The sequence below is a fragment of the Stenotrophomonas maltophilia group sp. Smal13 genome (assembly GCF_030236855.1).
Taxonomy (GTDB): domain Bacteria; phylum Pseudomonadota; class Gammaproteobacteria; order Xanthomonadales; family Xanthomonadaceae; genus Stenotrophomonas; species Stenotrophomonas maltophilia_A.
This window is the reverse complement of sequence record NZ_JASJSQ010000006.1, coordinates 1-20831: the sequence shown is the minus strand read 5'-3', so window position 1 is coordinate 20831 and position 20831 is coordinate 1. Positions and strand designations below refer to the sequence as shown.

Here is a 20831-nt window from a genome sequence, read left to right as displayed (position 1 = left end):
CCGCTTCGCTGCACGCTCACGCCGGTGCCGTTATGATGAACGGATGATCGACACGACCCACTACGTGACGGGCGCACCTGTTACGTGGGAAGCACTGCCGACCGGCGCTTCGCTTGCCACGATTGCTCCCGCCCTGCATTTCCATCGCCTCGCGCTGGATCCCGGCGGATGACGCCCGCAGGCCCACGGCCTGCCTTCCCCACACGCTGATGTGACACGCGGCTGCCAACTGCGCGGCCGTTGTGATCCCGTTGCCGCGTTTCCGCCCTTGCGGCGGTGCTTTGCCGTGCGCGTGGCGTTGCGCCTGCACACATTCCCCGGCCCCCACGCCGCCTTCCGATGCCCCTGCGCCACTTGCGCCTGCATCGCCGTTTCCGATTTCCGGGACACACCACAGCACCCATTCCCCTACTTCATACCTACAAGGGAGCCCCTATGCAGGACACGCCCGATTCCCATGCCCACTTCGGCTGGTTCAAACGCCGCCGCCACCTGAAGGTCGATGAGATCACCGTCGTCGACAAGCCCATGCTCAAGCGCGCCGTCGGTGCCGCTGCACTCGGCAATGCCATGGAGTGGTTCGACTTCGGTGTCTACGGCTATCTGGCCGTCACCATCGGCCAGGTGTTCTTCCCGTCGAGCAATCCCACCGCACAGGTGATCGCGGCCTTCGCCACCTTCACCGTGGCATTCCTGGTGCGTCCACTCGGCGGCCTGGTGTTCGGCCCGCTCGGCGACCGCTATGGGCGCCAGAAGGTGCTGGCGTTCACCATGATCCTGATGGCGCTGGGTACCTTTGCGATCGGCCTGATTCCTTCCTACGAGCGGATCGGCATCTGGGCACCGGTGCTGTTGCTGCTGGCGCGTGTGGTGCAGGGCTTTTCCACCGGCGGCGAGTACGGCGGTGCGGCCACCTTCATCGCCGAGTATTCCACCGACCGCAACCGCGGCCTGATGGGCAGCTGGCTGGAGTTCGGTACGCTGGGCGGATACATCGCCGGCGCCGGTACCGTGACCGCGCTGCACATGCTGTTGAGCAGCGAACAGATGCTGGACTGGGGCTGGCGCATTCCATTCCTGGTGGCCGGCCCGCTGGGCCTTCTCGGCCTGTACATGCGCATGAAGCTGGAAGAGACCCCGGCATTCCGCGCCTTCGCCGAAGAAGCCGAGAAGCGCGAACATGATCGGCCCGGGCTTGGCGCGCTGTTCCAGGTGCACGGCCGCCAGCTGCTGGTGTGCATGGGCCTGGTGCTGGTGTTCAACGTGACCGACTACATGCTGTTGACCTACATGCCCAGCTACCTCAGCGTGACCATGGGCTACGCCGAGAGCAAAGGCCTGCTGCTGATCATCATCGTGATGCTGGTGATGATGCCGCTGAACATCGTCGGCGGATTGTTCAGTGACAAGCTGGGCCGCCGGCCGATGATCATCGGCGCCTGCATTGCGCTGCTGGTGCTGGCCATTCCGTGCCTGCTGCTGGTCGGCAGCGGCAACGACTGGATGATCTTCCTCGGCCTGATGCTGCTGGGCCTGGCGCTGGTGTGCTTCACCAGCTCGATGCCGTCCACGCTGCCGGCCCTGTTCTATACCCCGGTGCGCTACAGCGCGCTGTCGATCGCCTTCAACGTCTCGGTATCGCTGTTCGGTGGCACCACGCCACTGGTCACTGCATGGCTGGTGGAACGTACCGGCGACCCGCTGGTGCCGGCCTACTACCTGATGGGCGCAGCAGTGATCGGCCTGGTCACCATGCTGTTTGTCAAGGAAACCGCGGGGCTGCCGCTGCGCGGTTCACCGCCGGCAGTCGGCAGCGACAAGGAAGCCGCCGCACTGCTGAAGAGCGATGTGCCGGTGACGGTGGACCCGAGCCTGCCGCCACTGCCGGAGGCTGCGGAACCTGAGCAGGTAAAGCCGGCCTGAGGCTCGGTGGAGCCGGCGTTGTAGAGCCACGCCCGCGCCCGGTTGCCTTTCGGGGGATCAGCCGAGCGTGGGCTCGGCTCTACAACGCATGCGCCCTCAATCGCGCGCAGCGTTCAACTCCATCGCGCGCATCACGATGGGTTTGGCCCAGTCCGGCGTGTGCAGCAGTTCGGCCACCGAGACCGGGTATTGCAGCTGGCCGTGTGCCATCGCCAGCACCGGCAGCGGTTCGACGCAGCCTTCGGCATCGGCGGGCGCGCTGTTGTCGTAGACATGCAGTTCGGCCAGGTGGGGCAGCAGTTCCAGCAGATTCTCGCGCGCCGAATCGAAGCGCGCATGGATCTTCTCCACCGGGATGTCATGGCCGCCGGCAGCCACCCGCGCCGCAACGCGGGCGATATGCAGCTCCACCGTGGCCAGGCCACAGAACCAGATCGCGACGTGATGGTGCTCGCAGGCCTCGCGAAGCAGGCGTGGAATGGTGTTGCCACCCAACGTGGTCTCGAAGGCGAAGTCCGTGCCATCAGCCATGGCCTGGCGCAGGCGGCGGGTGCCTTCCTGCCAGGCCTCGGCATTGGCTTCGGGCAGCGACCAGCCAGCCTCGACCAGGCGGCGGGTGAACGAATCGGGGTTGAACCAGCTCAGTCCTTCGGCTTCCAGCCAGGTACCCAGCAGCGAACTTTTGCCGGCGCCATTGACGCCGGCCAGCACCAGGATCCGCCCCATCGTTCAGAGCGGACGGCCGAGGGTGACCTTGCGGCCACGGCGGATCGGCTGGCCCAGCACCTTGCCCAGCCCCTCACCGCGCTGCAGGCTGGCCAGGGTCTGGTCGAACTCACCGCGCAGGCGCAGCAGTTCTTCACTGCGCTCACCGGCGTCACCGCCGGCGGCCTTGGCCAGCAGCTCCTGATACGTGCGGATATCCACGATCACCGCTTCGGGATGATTATGGTTGGTGATGACCAGCGCCTGCTTCTCGCGCACGGTGCGCATCAGGCTCGGCCAGCCCCGGGTCTTCACCGACGAGGCCGGGGCCTTCTCAAGGCCTGGCAGATCCAGCGGCAGGGTCATGGCACGGCTCCAGACAGAAGTGGACTATGGCCACTATACCCAATTTGGCCAAATTGGGGATAAATGGACCTTTACCTGACGGAACCTTCCGCCGCCGCGCCCGGCGCATCGGTCTGCAGCAGGCTGTCGCGCTCCCGCAACGGGAAGCGGATCCAGGCATCCAGGCCTTGTGGGCCAAAGCGCAGCTCCCCGCTGCCAGCCAGCTCGTACGGCACGCGCTGCTCGATCAGCGCCCGGCCCAGGCCGCGCTGGCGTGGCAGCTCCCAGTCCTCCACCTCGGCATGACGCTCGCACCAGTGCAGGCCCAGCCATGGCTGGCCGGCCTGAACCTGCAGATCCCAGGTGACCTCGATCCGGCCATCCTCATGGGTGAGCGCGCCATGCCTCAGCGCGTTGGTCGCTAATTCGTGGATCGCCAGGGACAGTACTTCGGCTGCTTTCGGCGGCAGCAGCACGTCCTCGCCCTGCAGGCGGTAGGCGGCCGCTGCCGGCGTCTGCGCAGCGATCTCCTCGTCGAGCATGCCACGCAGGCAGACGCCGGCATTGGCACCACGGGTCAGCAGGGTCTGCGTGCGTGCCAGCGACATCAGTCGCCCGCACAATCGTTCAGCGTATTCATCCACACTGCTGACCGACTCGCGGGTCCGCCAGGCAATGGCATGGATGGTCGACATGATGTTGCGCACCCGGTGCTGCAGTTCGGCCAGCAATACCGATTGACGCTCAGTGGCACGCTTGAGGTCGTCGATGTCCACCGCGATGGCAAATACCCCGCTGACCTCACCGTCGCCATCGCGCAGGGGCGCGGCAGCGACCCGGGTCCAGCGCGCGCGGCCATCATCATGCAGGTACTGGAACTCCAGCCCCGGCACCACGGTCTCGCCGCGCATTGCGCGGGCGATGGCGAAGTCGTCCGGTGCAATGGGGGTGCCATCGGGATGGCAGCCGTGCCAGCGATGCTGGTTGTCGGCGTCTCTGGAAGGCACCTTGCCGGTGGGCAGATAGGCGCGCATCTGATCGTTGGACAGCAGCATGCGGCCCTGCAGATCAACAATGCACAGGCCGACCGGCAGCATCCTGAAGGCCAGCTCCAGGCGCCGCTCGCTCTCGCGCCGCCGTAGTTCCTCGCGCTCGCGCGCGGCCAGCGCCAGATGCGCGGCGGTGGTTTCGAACATGGTCACCAGCACGCCGTTGATCCGCCCTTCCTCGCCGCGGATCGGGCTGTAGGTGATCGTGAACCAGATGTCTTCCAGCCGGCCGCGCCGGACCAGCGGGTACAGCTTGTCTTCGAAGGTGAGCGTCTCGCCCTGCCAAACCCGGGTATAGAGCGGCCCGTTGATGTGCCACACCTCGGGCCAGCACTCGCGGGTCGGCTGGCCGAGCCCGCCGGGATGCTTGTCGGCCAGGATCTCGGCATAACCATCGTTGTAGAGCTGCACCAGCTGCTCGCCCCACAGCACGATCATCGGGAAGCCATGGGCCAGCATCAGGTCGACAGTGGCGCGCAGGTGGGGCGGCCATTGCTCGCAGGCACCCAATGGCGTGGACGACCAGTCGTGGCGGGCGATACGCGCGGCCATGCCATCGTGGCGCGCATGCAGGTGCGGCGCAGGCGGCATCGAGCCACGCAGCTTGGCGGCGTGGATGCCTTCAGGACGGCGCGACATGCCGCGCAATCAGGCGATGCCCGCAGAGACCTGCGGCGCCGCCACCAGCCCGGCCAGCTGCTGCACCAGGGTTTCGATGTGATAAGGCTTGGTACAGCGCGGCGCGCTGGCGAAGCGGCTGGGCAGGTTGTCGTCGTAACCGGAGGTCAGCAGGAAGGGCGTACCGGCCTCGGCCAGCCGATCGGCCAGCGGATAAACCTGCTCACCGCCCAGGTTGATGTCCAGCAATGCCACATCGATGGGATGGGTATCGACCAGCTGCCCCAGCGCCTGCAGGTCACCAGCCGGCCCCACCACCTGTGCGCCTTTCAGCTCCAGATAGTCGACAAGGAACATCGCGATGGCGAATTCATCCTCCGCCACCAGTACACGCAGCCCTTTCAGGCCCTCTGGTTTGTTGCCCGCTTCCAGCACGACCGGCGCTCCTCGATACACGCGGCCCAGCTCTGCCGCAACGCCCGCAGGATGCGCGAACCGGGCTACAAGAGCGCGTGATGATGGATGAAGATCGTGGCCACGGCCCGTTCACCGCGGCATTGCAGCGGCGTGTTCAGAAGGCCCGCTCCCACTTCAGGCTGAGCAGGCTGCGGTCGTGGCTGTACAGCCAGCCAACGTTGCTGTCGATGCGCGCGTAGCGCAGGCTCAGGCTGGGTACCAGCCCGGCCACGGCAAGGCGCTCGCTGCGCACGATGGCGATCAGGTTCTGTTCGCTGTCCTCACGCCGCGCCTCCAGCAGCGGACTCCACGCGTCGTAGTCGCGCTCGCGCAACGAGACGAATACGGTGGCGGTGGTGCCCGTCCACTGGCGCGCCGCACCCAGCCGCACGCCGCGCTGGCGATAGCCGTTGGCTGGGTTGGCAGCGCTGCTGTCACTCAGGTCCAGCCCGGCAAAGAGGGTCCAGCGCGGGTTGAGCGCACGGAACCAGGTGGCATACACCGCGGCCAGCTCACCGTCGTAATTGCTGGCCAGGCCACGCTGGCGATAGCGCTGGCGCTTCCAGTCGGCCTCCAGCTTGAGCAGGCTGCGCGCGTCCAGCGCATATTGCCATTCGCCATGCAGCCCGCTGCCGCCCTGCAGGGCCCGGTTGCCGAGGCCCTGATAGTCATAGCTGGGGGCGATCTGCAGGGTATGCCGTGCGCTACGCCAGCTGTAACCCGCCTGCACGTTGGCATTGAGCTCGTTGTAGGCGCTGTGCCCACGCCATGCCTGGCCGAATGCGAGGCCACGCACGTACACGCCATGGTGGCCCTTCAAGGCCCAGCGACGTTCGAGGTTACCGTCGTAGTCCAGGCCCATGGCGCGCTGGGCATCGGGAAGATTGCGCTGGATGATGCAGGTGTCGCCTACCCCGAACAGGCAGGTGCGGCTGGCCGAGCTGCGGTTGATGTTGTCGCTCCATGCCGGGCCGGCGGACAGCGCGCCTTTCCAGCGCTGGCGCGCCTGCAGCGCAGCCAGATAGGCGTCCACCCGTCCGCGTACACCTGCGGTGGCGGGGTCATCGGCACTGATGCCATCCGCGATCGTCGTGAACAACGCCACCGCATCGCGATCGCGCTGGTCTTCGGCGTAGACGCGCGCAAGTTCAAGGCGGGCCGGCAGGAAATCCGGCTGTGCCTCCAGCAGCGCCTCGTACTCGTTGGCCGCGCGATGGTGATTGCCGGCCACCCGCGCCAGGCCGCCCTGCGCGTAGTGGCGCAGCAACGGGTCGTGGCCGGGCAGTTCGATGTATTCGTCCAGGAAGCGCTGCGCGGCGCCCCATTGCTGATGCTGCAGCGACAGGTACAGCGCCTGGCCCAGATCGTCGACCGTGCGCTCCACGCGCAGGGTCTGGCCGTCGATGGTGATGGTCGGTCGCTCCGACTCGGCCTGCTGCAGGCGCTGCTGGTCCTGCTGCTGGTGGCGCAGGTCGGTGCCCTGTTCGAGCATGCGGCGAAGATCGTCCTGCTGGGCGCGCACGTCGGCGGCCGCCAGCAGCAGTACGACAAGGAAGATGGGATGGCGCATGGTCGATCCGTGGTGGTGCATGCAGCGGGCCGAAGCAGGGACTGGCGGATCGCGGCTTGTCCCTGCCCTGCCCCGTCAGGGGCGTGGCAATCAGTTCTTGCTGCCGCCGAAGGCGGTGTCGTACTGGCTGTTGCCGCTGAAGGTGGCGATACCGGCCAGGGCGGCCGCGTTGGCGCCGAAGAACTGCCCCTGGGTGGTGCCGGCAACGCTGCCGTTGGCGGTGGCCGAACCGGCGAACGATGCGTCGGCACTGTTGATGTTGGCAACGATGGCCAGGTTCAGGCCGTTGCCCGAGAGCGCACCATCCAGGGTGCCGGCGCCGAAGTCGGCGTCGAAGGTGCCGCTCAGCAGGTTGCTGCCGTTGAACTTGTTCAGGCCAGCAACGGTGTAGGACGCCACGCCAGCAGGCAGCGTGGTGCCGGCGCGGTCACTTACGAAGTAGTCTTGGCGGTTGTTGAAGCCACCGGCGGCGCCATCCTTGGACCATTCACCGAACCAGACATCGCCACTGCCGACCTTGACGAAGTTGAAGTGGCCCATGCCGGCGTGGCTGCCCGGTGCGCCGGTGATCGGCATGGCCAGGGTACGTACCGTCACGCCATTGACGGTGGTCGGTGCCGAGTAGGCGCTCAGACCCTGGAAGTCCACCGGCTTGGCCTGGGACACGGTACCGACACCGATACCGGCCTTGCCAGCGCGGTGCGGGCCGCCATTGACCTGCGATTCGCCAACCGCCACATACAGCTCGGCATCGGTCTTGGCACTGGCGGCACCGACGATATCGGCAGCATGCGCGGCACCGACCAGAGCCAGCGAGGCGGCAACGGCGAGAACCGAACGGGAGATCATTTTCATGGTATTGCTCCTTGGTTGAGGGAACTACGGGTACAACGCTTGAAGGTGGGAGATCAGAAACGTGCGGTGACGCCGAGCTTCAGGGTGCGACCCGGGGCCGGCAGCGTGGACCGCGTGGCTGGATCGACGTAGTAGCGGTTGCCGAGGTTGCTGCCGACCAGTTCGACGCTGGCATGCTCGTTGAAGCGCCAGCGCGCATAGGCATCGACGGTGGTGATGTTTCCCCAGGTGAACGGCACGTTCTGCCAGAGCAGGCCGCTGCCACCGCTCAGCAGGCGGTCACGGTACGCCTGCAGATCAGGGTTCTCGTGGCGCTGGTAGTGCACGATGCGGCTGCCAAGCTCCAGGCGCTCATCGAACAGGCGCGTGCCCAGCGACCAGTTGATCGACAGCTTGGGAATGGCCTGGGTCAGCAGGTAGCCACCGACGAAACCATCCTGCACGCAGTTCGGGACCAGGCCGCGGTTCGCATCCAGGAGCACCGCCGTGCTCTCGTCACACACCTCGTTTTCCAACGTGCGGGTGATGCCCAGATCGGTGAAGAAGCGCCGGTTGTCGAAGCGGGCCTGCAGTTCGATGCCACGGATGGACTGCTTGTCGATGTTGTCGAACAGGAAGTTGCCATCGCGCTCGATCACGTCACGGGTCTTGTGCACGTAGTACGCCAGCTTGACGTCGGCATCGGCGGTGTTGCCGAACAGGGCCGACAGGTTGTGCACGTAGCCCACTTCGTAGTTGTAGGCGTGCTCGGGCTTGAGCGCATGCAGCGGATTGAGGCTGCCGGAGAAGGCGATGGTGCTTTCGAACATGCTCGGGAAGCGCACCGCTTCGCTGTAACGCACGTAGGCACGGGCGGCCGGGGACAGGTGTGCAGTGGCCGAGAAGGTCGGCAGCCAGGCATGGTCGCGGCGGCGGCTGTTGCGTGCATCGACCGGCTGCGACTGTACGCTGTTGCCGATGTTGCAGACCTGGTCGCTGCCGGCGAACACCGGCTGCACGCCGGGAATGGCCGCCACTTCGCCATTGAGGCAGGGATTGCCGGCGCGGGTGTAGTTGCCATCGGCATCGGGCAGCCAGGGCCGCGTGTACCTGACCGGACGCGGCGTCTCGTACGGCGCCAGCAACGCACGGATGCTGTCATCGATGAACCAGCCCATGCCACGCTTTTCCCATACGGCGCGGCGTGCTTCCAACGCGTCGATGCGGGCCTGCAGATTGGCGGGACGGGGCGGCAACTCGTTCACGGTGTACTGCGCTTCCTTGCCACCTACGCCCTTGGTCAGCAGCTCGGGGTGCGCCTCGAGGAAATCGTCGAAGGCCCAGTAGCGGCTGTAGCGCACGCCTGCATTGAGGGTAAGGAAGTCGACCGGCCGCCACTCCAGGGTGAGGTAGCCCTCGCCCTCCTGTCGGCGCCCGGCACGCGGGAACATACGCCAGCCATCGGTGGTACCGAAGTACGGATCGCTCGAGCCGAGCTTCTCGTACTGCCAGTTGCCACCCACGGTCAGGTCCAGGGTCGAATGCAGGGCGAAGCGGTTGCTCAGGATCAGGCCGGTGCGGTCGTTGCGCGCGTTGGCCAGCGCGGTGTTGCGCAGGATCGGGCTTGCGTCCGGGTTCCATGCCGGATTACCCACTGCGAAGTTCGGGAAGCCGCCAGCGCTGTAGGTATCGCTGTCCGTCTCCGTGCGCCACAGGTTGGCGTAGAGGTCCAGCCAGCGGCTGCCGGCCGGCTGGAAGCGGTATTCCAGGTTCCAGCCATCGGACGCAACCCGGCTGAGCGGCCACTGGATGCGCCCGTAGTCGGGCGCGGACAGGATGCGCGACGGCATGATCTCGCCGTAGTGCGACAGCGTGCGCCGCCAGGTGGCCTTCAGCTGCTGGTCGTCGTTGATCTGCCAGCTGCCCTTGACCAGCCAGGACTCCTGTTCGCTGGAGGTATTGGGCACTTCATCGCCCGGTTTGAAGTAACGCGCCAGCGTGGTGATGTAGTCGATGCCCTGGTACTCGTACTGCTCGCGCCGGTCCTGGTCGTAGTACGCGCTTCCCTTGCTGCCGGAGAAGTAGTTGCCGCGCTTGCGCCAGGCGTAGGCGGCCATCAGGTCGACGTTGTCGCCGCGTACGCCCAGTGCCAACCGCCAGGCCTGGTCTTCGCCATCGAAGGGGTTGTTGCCGCTGCGCGACTTCACCGGCACCACCAGGGTGCGGTCGTCATAGGGTGAGTTCGGCGAGCCCTGCGGGAACCCCGGCACAGTGCGGTAATCCTCGCCGGTGTGCAGGCGCGGTAGGCGCGGTGCCACCGCATTGCTGCTGCCTTCGATCTTCAGCTCCCCGCCGAAGCGCTCGCCGGCAGCAACAATGTCGTCAACGTCGATGGTCTTGATCACCAGCGCACCGCCGATCCCGCTGTGCACATCGCGCACCAGCCCTGGCCCCTTGATGACCTGGATGCCACCAATCAGGTTGGGATCGATGTAGTTGCGGTTGCTGACGCCGTTGTAGCCGCGCCAGACCGTGAGCGCCTGTTCGCCACCATCGATGCTGACCGGCACCCGCCCGGGCCCCTGGATGCCACGGATGTTGACGTCCAGCGCGCCGCTGTTGCGCGCATCGCCGCTGAACACGCCGACCAGATCCTTGACCACGTCGGCCGGATTGGAACCACGATAGCGCTCCACCCGGTCGCGCCCCGAATACGCCGTGGTCAGGTCCAGCGCGAACACATCATCGTAGCCGCGCCGATCGCGCGCCTCACCCCCTTCCGACTGAAGGCGACCGGCCACGTCCAGTGTTTCGGTCACCCGCACCCCTTCCCCTTCGCCCGCCTCCGCTGCGGCCCGCAGGCTCCAGGTACCGTCCATGCCGCGCTGTGCGCGCACGCCGCTGCCGCGCAGCAGCTGCTGCAGGGCCTGCATCTGGCTGTACTCGCCACTCACCGCACTGGAGCGGCGGCCCTCCACCAGGTCACTGCGGAACACCACCTGCACATCGGCCTGGCGGCCAAAGGCACGTACGGCATCAGCCAGTGGCTGCTCCGGGATGGCGTACTGGCGCACCGGCGCGACGATCGCCGGTTGTGCCTGCACGGCCGGCACCCAGGCCAGCGGCAGCAATGCGGTGGAAACGGCCAGGGCCAGAACGGTGGCGCGACGATGACAGGCGGATGCCGTGGACGGCATGGACAGGAACTCCTCAAGCGTGGCTGGACCACGGGCACATCCGGTGCCGGTGGTGTGTCTGGCTTGAGGAAAAACGGTGTTTCGCTCTGGCTATACCTCTATAGACAGCGGGACACTGCAGGTGCCCACGGTTTTTTCATGTTTTTTTCATGCGGCGTATTCCGCCATGAACCGGCGGCACCTCACCACAGCACCAACGCGCCACCGGGCAAGCGCTGCACGCGCAGTCCTGCCTGTGCGGCCACCGCATCAATGGCAGTCTCCGGCTGCTGCAGGTGGAACAGGCCACTGACCCGCACGTTCGCGCCCTGCCCGCCCAGTACCCAGACCGGTGCACGCCGATAGCGGGCCAGATCGGCGATGGCCTGCGCGGCCGGCAAGTTGTCGATCGCGACCTCACCACGCCGCCATGGCGCCACGGCCTCGGGATCTTCCAGCCGCACAGGCTGCAGCCAGCGACCGTCACGGAACGCCCGTGACTGCCCCGCATGCAGGCGCTGTACGCTGCCATCGCCCGGACGCACCTCGACCGCACCCTCGCTGACCTGGGTGGTGACCGTGGTGTCCTGCATCGACACGCTGAAGGCGGTGCCGATATCACGGACCCGGCCGCCCGCGGCCTCGACCTGGAACGGGCGCGCCTCGTGCGCCACCTGGAACCAGGCCTGGCCGCGCAGCAGGCGCAGGTGCCGCTGCTGGCCATCGAACTCGACCGCCAATGCGGTGCCCGCATCGAGCACGGCAGTGCTGCCGTCGTCCAGCTGCACCACGCGCGGCGCATCACTGCTGCGCAGGTCACTGCGCGCCAGCAACAGCGCCTGCGGTGCGGCCGCAACCATCAGAACCACAGCGGCGGCGCTGGCCAACAGCCACGGCAGGCGACGGCGCGGTGCGACCGGACGCAATCCCTGGCGGTCCGCGGTCAGTTCAGGCAGCGCCGCCAGCACGTCGGGCCCGGCGGCATCCAACCCCTGCCAGAAGGCCTGCTGCTGGCGCCAGGCCAGCGCATGGCGCGGATCGGCCCGCAGCCAGCGCTGCAGGGCTCGTTGCTGGCGTTCCGGCAGCGGGCCTGCACTGCACTGGATCACCCAGCGCAACGCCTGCCTGGCCTGACGCGGCGAGGGTTCGGACGTGGTCATGGTTGTGGCCTGCCGCACCACGAACGGGTGCGCTTTCCTGTTGTGACAACGGCGGGCGCGATCTGCCCACGGCAATCGCCGCTCATCGATGCATTCCCTGCTGGTGCTGCTGGATCAACAGTGCCGCGCGCAGCACATGCTTGCCGACCAGGCTCTTGGAAATACCCAGCCGTGTGGCGATCTCGCGCTCGCTCAGGCCCAGGTAGCGGTTGAGCACGAAGCACTCGCGCACCTGCGCTGGCAGCGCGAGGATGGTCTGGGTGATCTCGCGCAGCTGTGCCTGGTCCAGTGCCTGCGCCTCGCCGTCGTGGCCCGCCTCGGCCATGTCGGCGGCGTACTCGGCCATCGCGCGCCGCTCGCGGGCGTCGGCCTGGCTGCGGTTGAGCGCATGGTGATAGGCCATCCGGTACAGATAGCCGCGCGGCTCCAGGATCGGTGGATCACCGGGCACGCTGCTGGCCTTCAGGTACAGGTTCTGCAGGGTGTCCTCGGTACTGGCCGGGTCGAGATAGCGCGCGATGAAGCGAGACAACGCACGGCGCTCGCGGATCAGCAGCTCGACCAGCGCCAGGGCATTGGGAGACATAGGTGCCAAGGCCGGACCGGGGAATGATGGGCGTGATGGCGACGGTCCGGACATGGATTGTGGGCTGCGCGGCCGCAGGCGGCAAGCGAAAGCCCGTCGCGCGGCACCAGGATCATCCACGCATGGCGTGGATCTACCAGGCGGCGCCGGATCCAGTAGATCCACGCCATGCGTGGATGCGGAGCCTACGGTTCGTCCAACGCCTCGAAACGCTCGGCGAGGTAATCGATCAACGCGCGTACCGCCGGCAGCAGCCCACGCCGCGAAGGGAACACCGCATGCACGACGCCGTGCTTCGGCACCCACTCGGGGAGCACCGGCAGCAGCGCCCCGCTCTCCAGCTCATCGGTGATCATCATCCGCGGCAGCATCAACAGCCCGACCCCGGCCACCGCGGCTGCGCGCAGCGCGATCATGTCATCGCTGACCAGGCGCGGGCGGTGATGCACGCTGGCCTGGATCTCGCCGGGCCCACTGTATTCCCACACATGCTGCTGACTGGGCGAGGCCAGATCGACGGTCGGCATCATCGCCAGGTCGGCCGGCACCTGCGGCGTGCCCAGCCGCTGCAGCAGCGCCGGACTGGCACTGGTGCACCAGACCCGGCGTGCCAGCACGCGCACCACCAGGTCGCTGTCTTCCAATGGCGGCGGCCGTACCCGGATCGCCACGTCCACACCCTCGCCCACCACGTCCACGCGGCGGTTGGTGGCGTCCAGCTGCACCGTCACCTGGGGGTGCAGGGCCAGGAAGTCGGCCAGCATCGGGCCGATGCGCGCGTGCAGGATCGCGATCGGGCACGCAAGGCGGATCGTGCCGCGCGGCTCGGCGCGTGACATCGCAATCGCTTCTTCGGCCGCCTCCGCCTCGACCAGCATTGCCTTGCAATGGCGGTAGTAGTCCTGGCCGACCTCGGTGACCGAGAAACGCCGGGTCGAGCGCTGGATCAGGCGCACGCCCAACCGTTCTTCCAGCAGCGCGATGCGCCGGCTCAGTTTCGACTTCGGCATGGCCAGCGCCCGACCGGCCTGTGAGAAGCCGCCGTGCTCGACCACCATGGCGAAATAGAACAGGTCGTTGAGGTCACAACGGCGGATATCTGCGATGAACACGGGGCGATCTCCTGCGGCCCACGGCCTGCCGCCATTGTTCACCAGATAGGACTATGACGGCAAATATTGGCGTCTACCGGCCCAATTGTCGCGGCGATATCGTCTCCTGCAACGAAGAACAGCGGCCGGCAGCCCCGGCCAGGAGATCGCCATGAAGCGTGTCACCGGTACCTACAGCGCCCCCCGCCCGCACTGGGTGGGCGATGGATTCCCCGCCCGCTCGATGTTTTCCTACAACACCCACGGCCAGCACCTGAGCCCGTTCCTGCTGCTGGACTATGCCGGCCCGTACAGCTTCGCCCCCAGCGATACCCCGCGTGGGGTCGGCCAGCATCCGCACCGCGGTTTCGAGACGGTCACCATCGTCTATGAGGGCGAGGTCGCGCACCGGGATTCGACCGGGGCCGGCGGCACCATCGGCCCGGGTGACGTGCAGTGGATGACCGCTGCCTCCGGCATCCTCCACGAGGAATTCCACACGCCGGAATTCAGCAAGCGCGGCGGCACGCTGGACATGGTGCAGCTGTGGGTCAACCTGCCGGCGCGGGACAAGATGGGCGCACCGGGCTACCAGACCCTGCTTGACGCAGAGATCCCCTCGGTGGATCTGCCTGAGGGCGCCGGCCGCGTGCGTGTCATCGCGGGCCGCTTCGACGGCCACGCCGGTCCGGCACGTACCCACACGCCGATGGATGTCTGGGACATCCGCCTGCAGCAGGGCCACCACGCCGAACTGCCGGTGGCCGATGGCCGCACGCTGGCGCTGGTGGTGTTGAAGGGCTCGGTCCGGATCAACGGCGGCCAGCCGGTCGGCGAGGCGCAGCTGGTCACCTTCGATCGCAGCGGCGAGGACGTGTTCGTCGACGCCGACAGCGACGCCACTGTGCTGCTGCTCAGCGGCGAGCCGATCGACGAGCCGGTGGTGGGCTACGGCCCGTTCGTGATGAACAGCCAGGCCGAGATCAGCCAAGCGGTCAACGATTTCAACAGCGGCCGCTTCGGCCAGATCGCGCACTGAGCGCTTCCGCGCGGCGGGCGATGACCCGCCGCGCCAATGGGCCATCGCCCACCTTCCCCAGGAGACTGACCATGAGTACCCCCGCCAACTTCAACGGTGCCCGCCCGGTGATCGATCCGGACAACGCCGCGATGCTGCTGATCGACCACCAGAGCGGCCTGTTCCAGACCATCGGTGACATGCCATTCACCAGCGTGCGCGCCCACGCCACTGCGCTGGCGAAGATGGCCACGCTGGCAAAGATGCCGGTGATCACCACCGCCTCGGTCCCGCAGGGCCCGAACGGCCCGCTGATCCCGGAGATCCACGACGCGGCCCCGCATGCTCAGTACGTGGCGCGCAAGGGTGAGATCAACGCTTGGGACAACCCGGAATTCGTTGCTGCAGTGAAGGCCACCGGCCGCAAGCAGCTGATCATTGCCGGCACCATCACCAGCGTGTGCATGGCCTTCCCGTCGATCGCCGCCGTGGCCGATGGCTACCAGGTGTTCGCGGTGATCGATGCGTCGGGTACCTATTCGAAGATGGCCGAAGAGATCACCCTGGCCCGCGTGGTGCAGGCCGGCGTGGTGCCGATGGACACCGCCGCGGTGGCCTCGGAAATCCAGCGCAGCTGGAACCGCGACGATGCCCAGCAGTGGGCCGAGGTCTACACGAAGATCTTCCCGAACTACCAGCTGCTGATCGAAAGCTACCTGAAGGCGCAGGACGTGCAGAAGAACCAGGAGCAGCTGGATTCGCAGCGCAGCTGAGCTGCCCCCGGGGTGCCGGCAGCCGCCGGCCCCCTCCCAACCGGAGACCCACCATGTCCAGTGAACCGATCCGCGACCCGGCCAGCGACCACCTGCTGACCCCGCAGAATTCCGCCTTCATCATCATCGACTACCAGCCGGTGCAGGTGAACTCCATCGCCTCGATGGACCGCCAGCTGCTGGTCAACAACATCGTCGGCACCGCCAAGGCCGCTGTGGCTTACGGTCTTCCGATCGTGCATTCGACGGTCAACGTCAAGACCGGCCTGAACAAGCCGCCGATTCCGCAGCTGCGCAAGGTGCTGGGCGACTACCCCACCTACGACCGCACCACCATCAATTCCTGGGAAGACGTCGAGTTCCGCAAGGCAGTGGAGGCCACCGGCCGCCGCAAGCTGATCATGACCGCACTGTGGACCGAAGCCTGCCTGACTTTCCCGGCCCTGGATGCGTTGAAGGAAGGCTATGAGGTGTACGTGGTGGTCGATGCCGTTGGCGGCACTTCGCTGGCGGCGCATGATGCCGCGTTGCGCCGCATCGAACAGGCCGGGGGCCAGCTGATCAGCGTGCCGCAGTTGTTCTGCGAGCTGCAGCGCGACTGGGCCCGTTCGGAAACGGTGCCGGCGTTCATGAACCTCTTCATCGAAACCGGTGGTACCGCCGGCATCCAGTTCTCGTACGATCGCACCGAGTGATTTCGTGGCGGCGCTGGCCTTGGCTGGCGCCGCCTTTTGGAGCAGTCGAGCACGGCTCGACGCTACAGTGGGTTGGTCGAGCATGGCTCGACGCTATAGACAGATGGAGACTCCGATGGCCTACGCACGCATTGTTTCGACCGGCGACAACTACCTGCACCACATCAGCAATGGAAGCTTTGATGTGGATGCGGACGAGCCCGCCTCGCTGGGCGGCCAGGGCAAGGGCTTCGCGCCCTTCGATCTGTACCTGGCCTCGCTGGCGGCCTGCACCGCCATCACTCTGCGCATGTATGCGCAGCGCAAGGGCTGGGAACTGGGCGAGTTCCATGCCGAGCTGCGCTCGGAACGCGACGAAGATGGACGCTTCCACGTGCACCGCGTGCTGCATGCCAGCGCCGAGCTGAGCGATGCGCAGTGGCAGCGGTTGCTGGAGGTGGTGGAAAAGACCCCGGTGACGCTGGTGATGCGCGAAGGTGCGCGCATCACCAGTGAGCGCGGCTGAAGGAGGTCTGGCCCACCTGCGGCGGATCTTGGCCGGTTCCTCGCTTGTTCCGGCCTCGCCCCTGTTCCAAGCTGCGCGTCCGCGTTCGGATGCAGTGAGCGCGCAGCAACAGGAGGACCGCACGCGATGTTACGTGCCCATGCTTTGGATCTGGATTTCAACGGCCGCGCCCTGCTGGCCGACGTCAACCTGCACCTGCCCTCAGGTGCCCGCATCGCCCTGATCGGCGACAACGGCAGCGGCAAGAGCTGCCTGCTGCAGATATTGGCCGGTACTCTGGTGCCCAGTGGCGGGACCATCATCCGGCGCGATGGCGCACGCATCGCCTACGTGCCGCAGCACGTACTGGATGACTCCTCTCGCAGCGGCGGCGAGCAGATGCGCCATTCGCTCGCCCGCGCGCTCGATGCCGCCCCCGATGTACTGCTGCTCGATGAACCCAGCAATCACCTGGACCGCAGTGCACGCCGCTCGCTGATCGCGCGCCTGCGCCAGTTCCACGGCGCACTGTTGGTGGCCACCCACGATGAAGCCCTGATCGATGCGCTCTGTAATGAGCTCTGGCACATACGTGGCGGGCGCGTGAGCCACTTCGGCGGTCGCTACCGCGACTATCAGGCGGACCTGCAGCAGCGACGCGAGGCCAGCGACCGGCAGCTGCGCCAGCTGGATCAGGAGCGCGGCCAGGCCCATGAGGCGTTGATGCGCGAACAGCAGCGCGCCGCGAGCTCGCGGGAACGCGGCGTGCGCAAGGTCGAACAGCGCAAGTGGGGCGGCGTCCGTTCAGCCACCAAGCTCGGCCGTGGCAATACCACCGCCGGCAGCAAGCAACTGCAGATCCGTGAGCAGCAGGAAGACATCGAGGCTCGTCGCAATGACCTGCAGCGCGAGACCATCATCGAGCCTGCCTTCGCCTTGCCGGCCGGCTGGCGACGTGAGGGAGTGGTGGTGCAGCTGACCGACGCCAGCGTGGCGCATGCCACGGAAACGGTGCTGGGTGGACTGCATCTGCGCCTGGATGTCGGCGATCGCCTGGCGATCACCGGTGACAACGGCAGCGGCAAGTCCACGCTGGCCCGCGCGCTGTGCGGCGACCCAAGCATCCACCGTGATGGTGACTGGTTGCTGCCGCCAGCTGCTCAGATCGCCCTGCTTGACCAGCACTACCGGGACCTGCCGATGCAGGTCACGCCTCTCCAGGCGCTGTCTGCCCAGATGCCGGACTGGAGCCAGACCCAGTGCCGGCTGCACCTGGCCGACTTCCTGTTCCGCGGCGACGCCACGGCGCAGACGCACGTGTCCGCATTGTCCGGTGGCGAACGGGCGCGGCTTTCATTGGCATTGATGGCGGCCAAACCCCCGACGCTGCTGGTTCTGGACGAACCCACCAACAACCTGGACATGACGCTGCGGATGCACTTGCTGCAGGTGCTGCGGGTGTTCCCGGGCACTTTGGTGGTGGTGTCGCATGACGACGCATTTCTGCAGGCGCTGGAACCGGGACAGGTGCTGGCGTTGTAGCTGCGGCCGGGCGTGTGCAATCCACGCATGGCGTGGATCTACTGTAGAGGCGAAGACAACGACAGGGGCTGTTGCCAACGTCGCGTGCAACCGCCCGAAAAGCCGAGCATGGGCCCGGCTCTACGGAAGGCTCAGCGCCGTGAATGCAGCACGGTGCGCTGGCGCATCGCGTTGAATTCCTGTTCGACCTGCTGGATGTCCTCGGCCTGGAAACCGGCCGCATCCAGCAGCTGGTCGGCGGCAGCCGCCGCCAGCGGATCATCGTCACGCTGGCGCCAGCAGCGCGCCGGCAGGAAGTAGCCCACTTCGCTGCGCCCGCGCATGATCACCACCGGCCGGCCTGCGTACAGCAGGAACTCGGCCAGGTGCTGGCGCAGGCCCTCCACTGAAACATAGGCCGGTCCAACACCCAGCATCTGGCTGGACGGTTCGGGACTTTCGAACAGCTTGCGACGGCTCATCCATTCCTCCTTTGTGCAACGCGTGGTCTCCTTTCCTTAGACGGGTGCATCGCTGCGCCCCCGCCACGCACTACGTGATCCGCATCACGCCCGCCACTCAGAACCCGGTGTTGAACTCCAGCTGGAACACGTCGATCGACAGCGGCGCGCCGGACACTTCCTTGGCCGCCATCCACTTGCCGCTGATCCAGCTGCGTGCATCCAGCGCGTAAGCGCCGCCCACGTAGTAGCCGCGGGCGTTGGTGCCGCCCAGGTGGAAGTTCGGATCGTTGTAGGCATCGGGCAGTGCGTCGGCCTCGATGTGCTTGTAGCCCAGCAGCGCCTGCCACTGGCCCTTCTCCTTCAGCTCGGTAGCACCGAAGGTGGCCTGCAGCATCCAGGCGGTGTCGCCGCTGCGGAAGGTATCGATGCCGACAGTATCGCCGGCGCCGTAGTTGTTGACGATGCCGTTCTGGGCACGACTGAACATGGCCTGCTTGTCGTAGGCCAGGTTGCGGATGTAGTCGCCATCCAGGCGCAGACCGATGCCCTGCGCCAGCTGCGTGTCCCAGCGCAGGTTCAGCGTGGCCAGGCGGAACGCCGAGGCCAGGCCGACATACTGCGGGGTCGGCGTACCGGCCGGATCCACCGGATTGCGCGCGATGTTGCGGATCAGCATCAGGGTGTTGCCCTTCTGCATGAACGCCGGGCGCGACCAGTCGGTGTCGCAGCCTACCGCGCCCGAATACAGCGAGCACGTTGAGGACAGGCGGCCGCTGATGTTCTTGAAGTCGTAGTAGCCCAGCGCGGCACGCAGCGCGTTGTCATCGTTGAAGCGCCAGTTCACGCCTACCTGGGCACCGGACAGCCACTTGTTCTCGTTCGGAGTCTTGACCTTGCTCTGGCTCGGCGAGCTGTCGGAGGTGTACTCCAGCGGCACCACCGCGAGGTTGCCGAACAGGTCGAGGTCGCCACCATCGAAGTCATACTTCAGGTTCGCGGCCAGGCCATCGAAGTTGAGATCGCTGGAGAACAGCGTGTCGCTGGTCCAGAACGGATTGCCGAAGCGGCCGCCACGCACCGTCACCCAGTCCGCCGGGCTGTAGGCCAGCCAGGCCTGGTCCAGCCACACGTCCTTCTTGCTCAGGCCGCCCCCCAGCTGCTCGGTGGTCGACACCGGGCCATTGCTGCTGCCGCTGGCCAGGCGCACGCCCGCCGTGGTGTGCTGGCCAATGGTTGCCTCGATGCCCAGGCGGGCACGGATGCGCCACAGGTTACGGCGGTCCTGGCGGGTGTTCAGCAGCGGCGGCAACTGCAGGTTGGTATTGGTGTTGGTGTCGAAGCCGTTGCCGGAGTTGATCGACGACCAGTTGCTCACGATGTCGCTGTTGCGCTCGGAGTAGAAGCGCGACTCGCTGCGCACACGCATGTCACCGGTGACCTTGATGCGCTTGGTCCACTCGGCCACTTCGTTGGGTGCCGCCCAGCCTTCCGACTTCGCCTGCGCCATCACGTCCTGGCGCACTTCGTCACGGATACCGTCGCGCACGCTCTGCGGTACGTACGGCACGCGCACGTCACCGGCCTCCAGGGCCACGCCACCGCTCGCCGCGGTGCTGCCCGTGGCTGCAGTGCGCTGTGCGGCCGCCGCTTCGGCTTCGGCCTGTACCAGCAGTGCCTGGCCGTCTTCGGGTTTCAATGCACCGCTGGCGATCAGGCCCTTGATCAGCTTGACCATGGTGGTTTCGGCCGCCATCGCACCGGCCGGGGCGGCCAGGCTGAGCAGCACGGCGCAGCACAGCAGCGCCCGTCGGGCCGGCCGCGGGCGGCGGGAGTCGGTTCGTGCGCGGACGTGGTCGTTCATCACGGTTCTCATCGAAAGAAGGGAAATCACGGAAGTCGGAGTCAGGCCCCGGGCCGGCGGCCCTGGATCAGGACGCGGGCGGGGAAATCGAGTGACGGCGGCGGTGCCTGGTCAACCTTGCCGATGCGACGCAGGGCATCGAGCACGGCCGCGTCGGCCTCCTCGTTGCCACTGCCGCGTACCAGTTCGACCTTTTCCAGGCGGCCGTCGTTGGCCAGCCACACATTCACCTGCAGCTGGAACGCCAGGCGCTTGACCTTGTCGTCGCGCGAGATCGCCTGCTGCATCAGGTAGCCCAGGTAGCGGCCGTAGGTAGCGTTGCCGGCGCCACCACGGCCAACGCCGGACGAACCGCCACCACTGCCGGACTGGATACCGAAGTTGTCACCACCGGCCTGCGCGTCGGCATTCATCGTCACCGGATCGCTGTTATCCGGCGTCGGCGTCGGCTCTTCGGCCGGCGTCGGCTGATCCAGCGGCTCCGGTTCGGGCATCGTCTCTT

The 20831-nt window shown here is 66.8% G+C and carries 20 protein-coding genes; 7 read left to right on the top strand and 13 right to left on the bottom strand.

Translation table 11 applies throughout. The annotated features are described in order from the left end of the window. Nucleotides 1–43 precede the first annotated feature (43 nt). Both QRO95_RS03630 and proP read left to right on the top strand, forming a co-directional pair. On the top strand, nucleotides 44–172 hold the full coding sequence (locus QRO95_RS03630) for a hypothetical protein (protein ID WP_256200907.1): 129 nt from the start codon (nucleotides 44–46) through the stop codon (nucleotides 170–172). Between the two features lie 263 nt (nucleotides 173–435). Beyond that, nucleotides 436–1923, top strand: coding sequence for a glycine betaine/L-proline transporter ProP (gene proP / locus QRO95_RS03625; RefSeq protein ID WP_248857773.1), 1488 nt, complete (start codon nucleotides 436–438; stop codon nucleotides 1921–1923). 96 nt (nucleotides 1924–2019) lie between these two features. On the opposite strand, the gene QRO95_RS03620 is transcribed toward proP, so the two are convergent. From QRO95_RS03620 to QRO95_RS03575, 10 genes are all read right to left on the bottom strand, one after another. Then, nucleotides 2020–2649, bottom strand: a complete 630-nt coding sequence (locus tag QRO95_RS03620) for an AAA family ATPase (RefSeq protein WP_285301667.1) — start codon at nucleotides 2647–2649, stop codon at nucleotides 2020–2022. A 3-nt stretch (nucleotides 2650–2652) separates the two neighbouring features. Then, the gene (locus tag QRO95_RS03615; protein WP_005413623.1) at nucleotides 2653–2994 is read right to left on the bottom strand and encodes a type II toxin-antitoxin system prevent-host-death family antitoxin; all 342 of its coding nucleotides are present in this window, start codon (nucleotides 2992–2994) and stop codon (nucleotides 2653–2655) included. 71 nt (nucleotides 2995–3065) lie between these two features. Beyond that, nucleotides 3066–4661, bottom strand: a complete 1596-nt coding sequence (locus QRO95_RS03610; protein ID WP_285301666.1) for a PAS domain-containing protein — start codon at nucleotides 4659–4661, stop codon at nucleotides 3066–3068. 9 nt (nucleotides 4662–4670) lie between these two features. Continuing rightward, nucleotides 4671–5075 (bottom strand): response regulator, encoded by a 405-nt coding sequence (locus tag QRO95_RS03605; RefSeq protein WP_019337750.1) that lies wholly within the window; start codon nucleotides 5073–5075, stop codon nucleotides 4671–4673. Between the two features lie 136 nt (nucleotides 5076–5211). Beyond that, entirely contained in the window at nucleotides 5212–6666 is a 1455-nt protein-coding gene (locus QRO95_RS03600; protein WP_285301665.1) for a porin family protein, read from the bottom strand. Nucleotides 6667–6756: 90 nt separating this feature from the next. Then, entirely contained in the window at nucleotides 6757–7521 is a 765-nt protein-coding gene (locus tag QRO95_RS03595) for a Slam-dependent surface lipoprotein (protein ID WP_285301664.1), read from the bottom strand. A gap of 53 nt (nucleotides 7522–7574) precedes the next feature. Continuing rightward, entirely contained in the window at nucleotides 7575–10697 is a 3123-nt protein-coding gene (locus QRO95_RS03590; protein ID WP_285301663.1) for a TonB-dependent receptor, read from the bottom strand. Between the two features lie 182 nt (nucleotides 10698–10879). Further along, on the bottom strand, nucleotides 10880–11836 hold the full coding sequence (locus QRO95_RS03585; protein WP_285301662.1) for a FecR domain-containing protein: 957 nt from the start codon (nucleotides 11834–11836) through the stop codon (nucleotides 10880–10882). An 82-nt stretch (nucleotides 11837–11918) separates the two neighbouring features. Then, nucleotides 11919–12422, bottom strand: a complete 504-nt coding sequence (locus QRO95_RS03580; protein WP_049462496.1) for an RNA polymerase sigma factor — start codon at nucleotides 12420–12422, stop codon at nucleotides 11919–11921. A gap of 185 nt (nucleotides 12423–12607) precedes the next feature. After that, nucleotides 12608–13534 carry a LysR family transcriptional regulator gene (locus tag QRO95_RS03575; RefSeq protein ID WP_285301661.1) on the bottom strand — a complete coding sequence of 309 codons (927 nt, stop codon included), beginning with the start codon at nucleotides 13532–13534 and terminating at the stop codon, nucleotides 12608–12610. Nucleotides 13535–13685: 151 nt separating this feature from the next. Here QRO95_RS03575 and QRO95_RS03570 point away from each other — a divergent pair, with 151 nt between their 5' ends. From QRO95_RS03570 to QRO95_RS03550, 5 genes are all read left to right on the top strand, one after another. Then, nucleotides 13686–14552, top strand: a complete 867-nt coding sequence (locus tag QRO95_RS03570; RefSeq protein WP_032129427.1) for a pirin family protein — start codon at nucleotides 13686–13688, stop codon at nucleotides 14550–14552. A gap of 71 nt (nucleotides 14553–14623) precedes the next feature. Continuing rightward, a complete protein-coding gene (locus QRO95_RS03565) occupies nucleotides 14624–15304 on the top strand; it encodes a hydrolase (RefSeq protein WP_071227966.1) in 681 nt (226 codons plus the stop codon). Between the two features lie 53 nt (nucleotides 15305–15357). Continuing rightward, nucleotides 15358–15999, top strand: a complete 642-nt coding sequence (locus QRO95_RS03560) for a hydrolase (protein ID WP_005409869.1) — start codon at nucleotides 15358–15360, stop codon at nucleotides 15997–15999. Between the two features lie 115 nt (nucleotides 16000–16114). Then, nucleotides 16115–16504, top strand: coding sequence for an OsmC family protein (locus QRO95_RS03555; protein WP_032129425.1), 390 nt, complete (start codon nucleotides 16115–16117; stop codon nucleotides 16502–16504). A 126-nt stretch (nucleotides 16505–16630) separates the two neighbouring features. Beyond that, nucleotides 16631–18025 (top strand): ABC-F family ATP-binding cassette domain-containing protein, encoded by a 1395-nt coding sequence (locus tag QRO95_RS03550; RefSeq protein ID WP_285301660.1) that lies wholly within the window; start codon nucleotides 16631–16633, stop codon nucleotides 18023–18025. 131 nt (nucleotides 18026–18156) lie between these two features. Here the strand turns inward: QRO95_RS03550 and QRO95_RS03545 are convergent, their stop codons facing one another. The 3 genes from QRO95_RS03545 to QRO95_RS03535 form a co-directional block, all read right to left on the bottom strand. Beyond that, nucleotides 18157–18486 (bottom strand): hypothetical protein, encoded by a 330-nt coding sequence (locus QRO95_RS03545; protein ID WP_005409871.1) that lies wholly within the window; start codon nucleotides 18484–18486, stop codon nucleotides 18157–18159. 97 nt (nucleotides 18487–18583) lie between these two features. Beyond that, entirely contained in the window at nucleotides 18584–20329 is a 1746-nt protein-coding gene (locus QRO95_RS03540; RefSeq protein ID WP_285301659.1) for a putative porin, read from the bottom strand. 41 nt (nucleotides 20330–20370) lie between these two features. After that, a partial coding sequence (locus tag QRO95_RS03535) for a TonB family protein (RefSeq protein ID WP_285301658.1) occupies nucleotides 20371–20831 on the bottom strand: 461 nt, incomplete at its 5' end.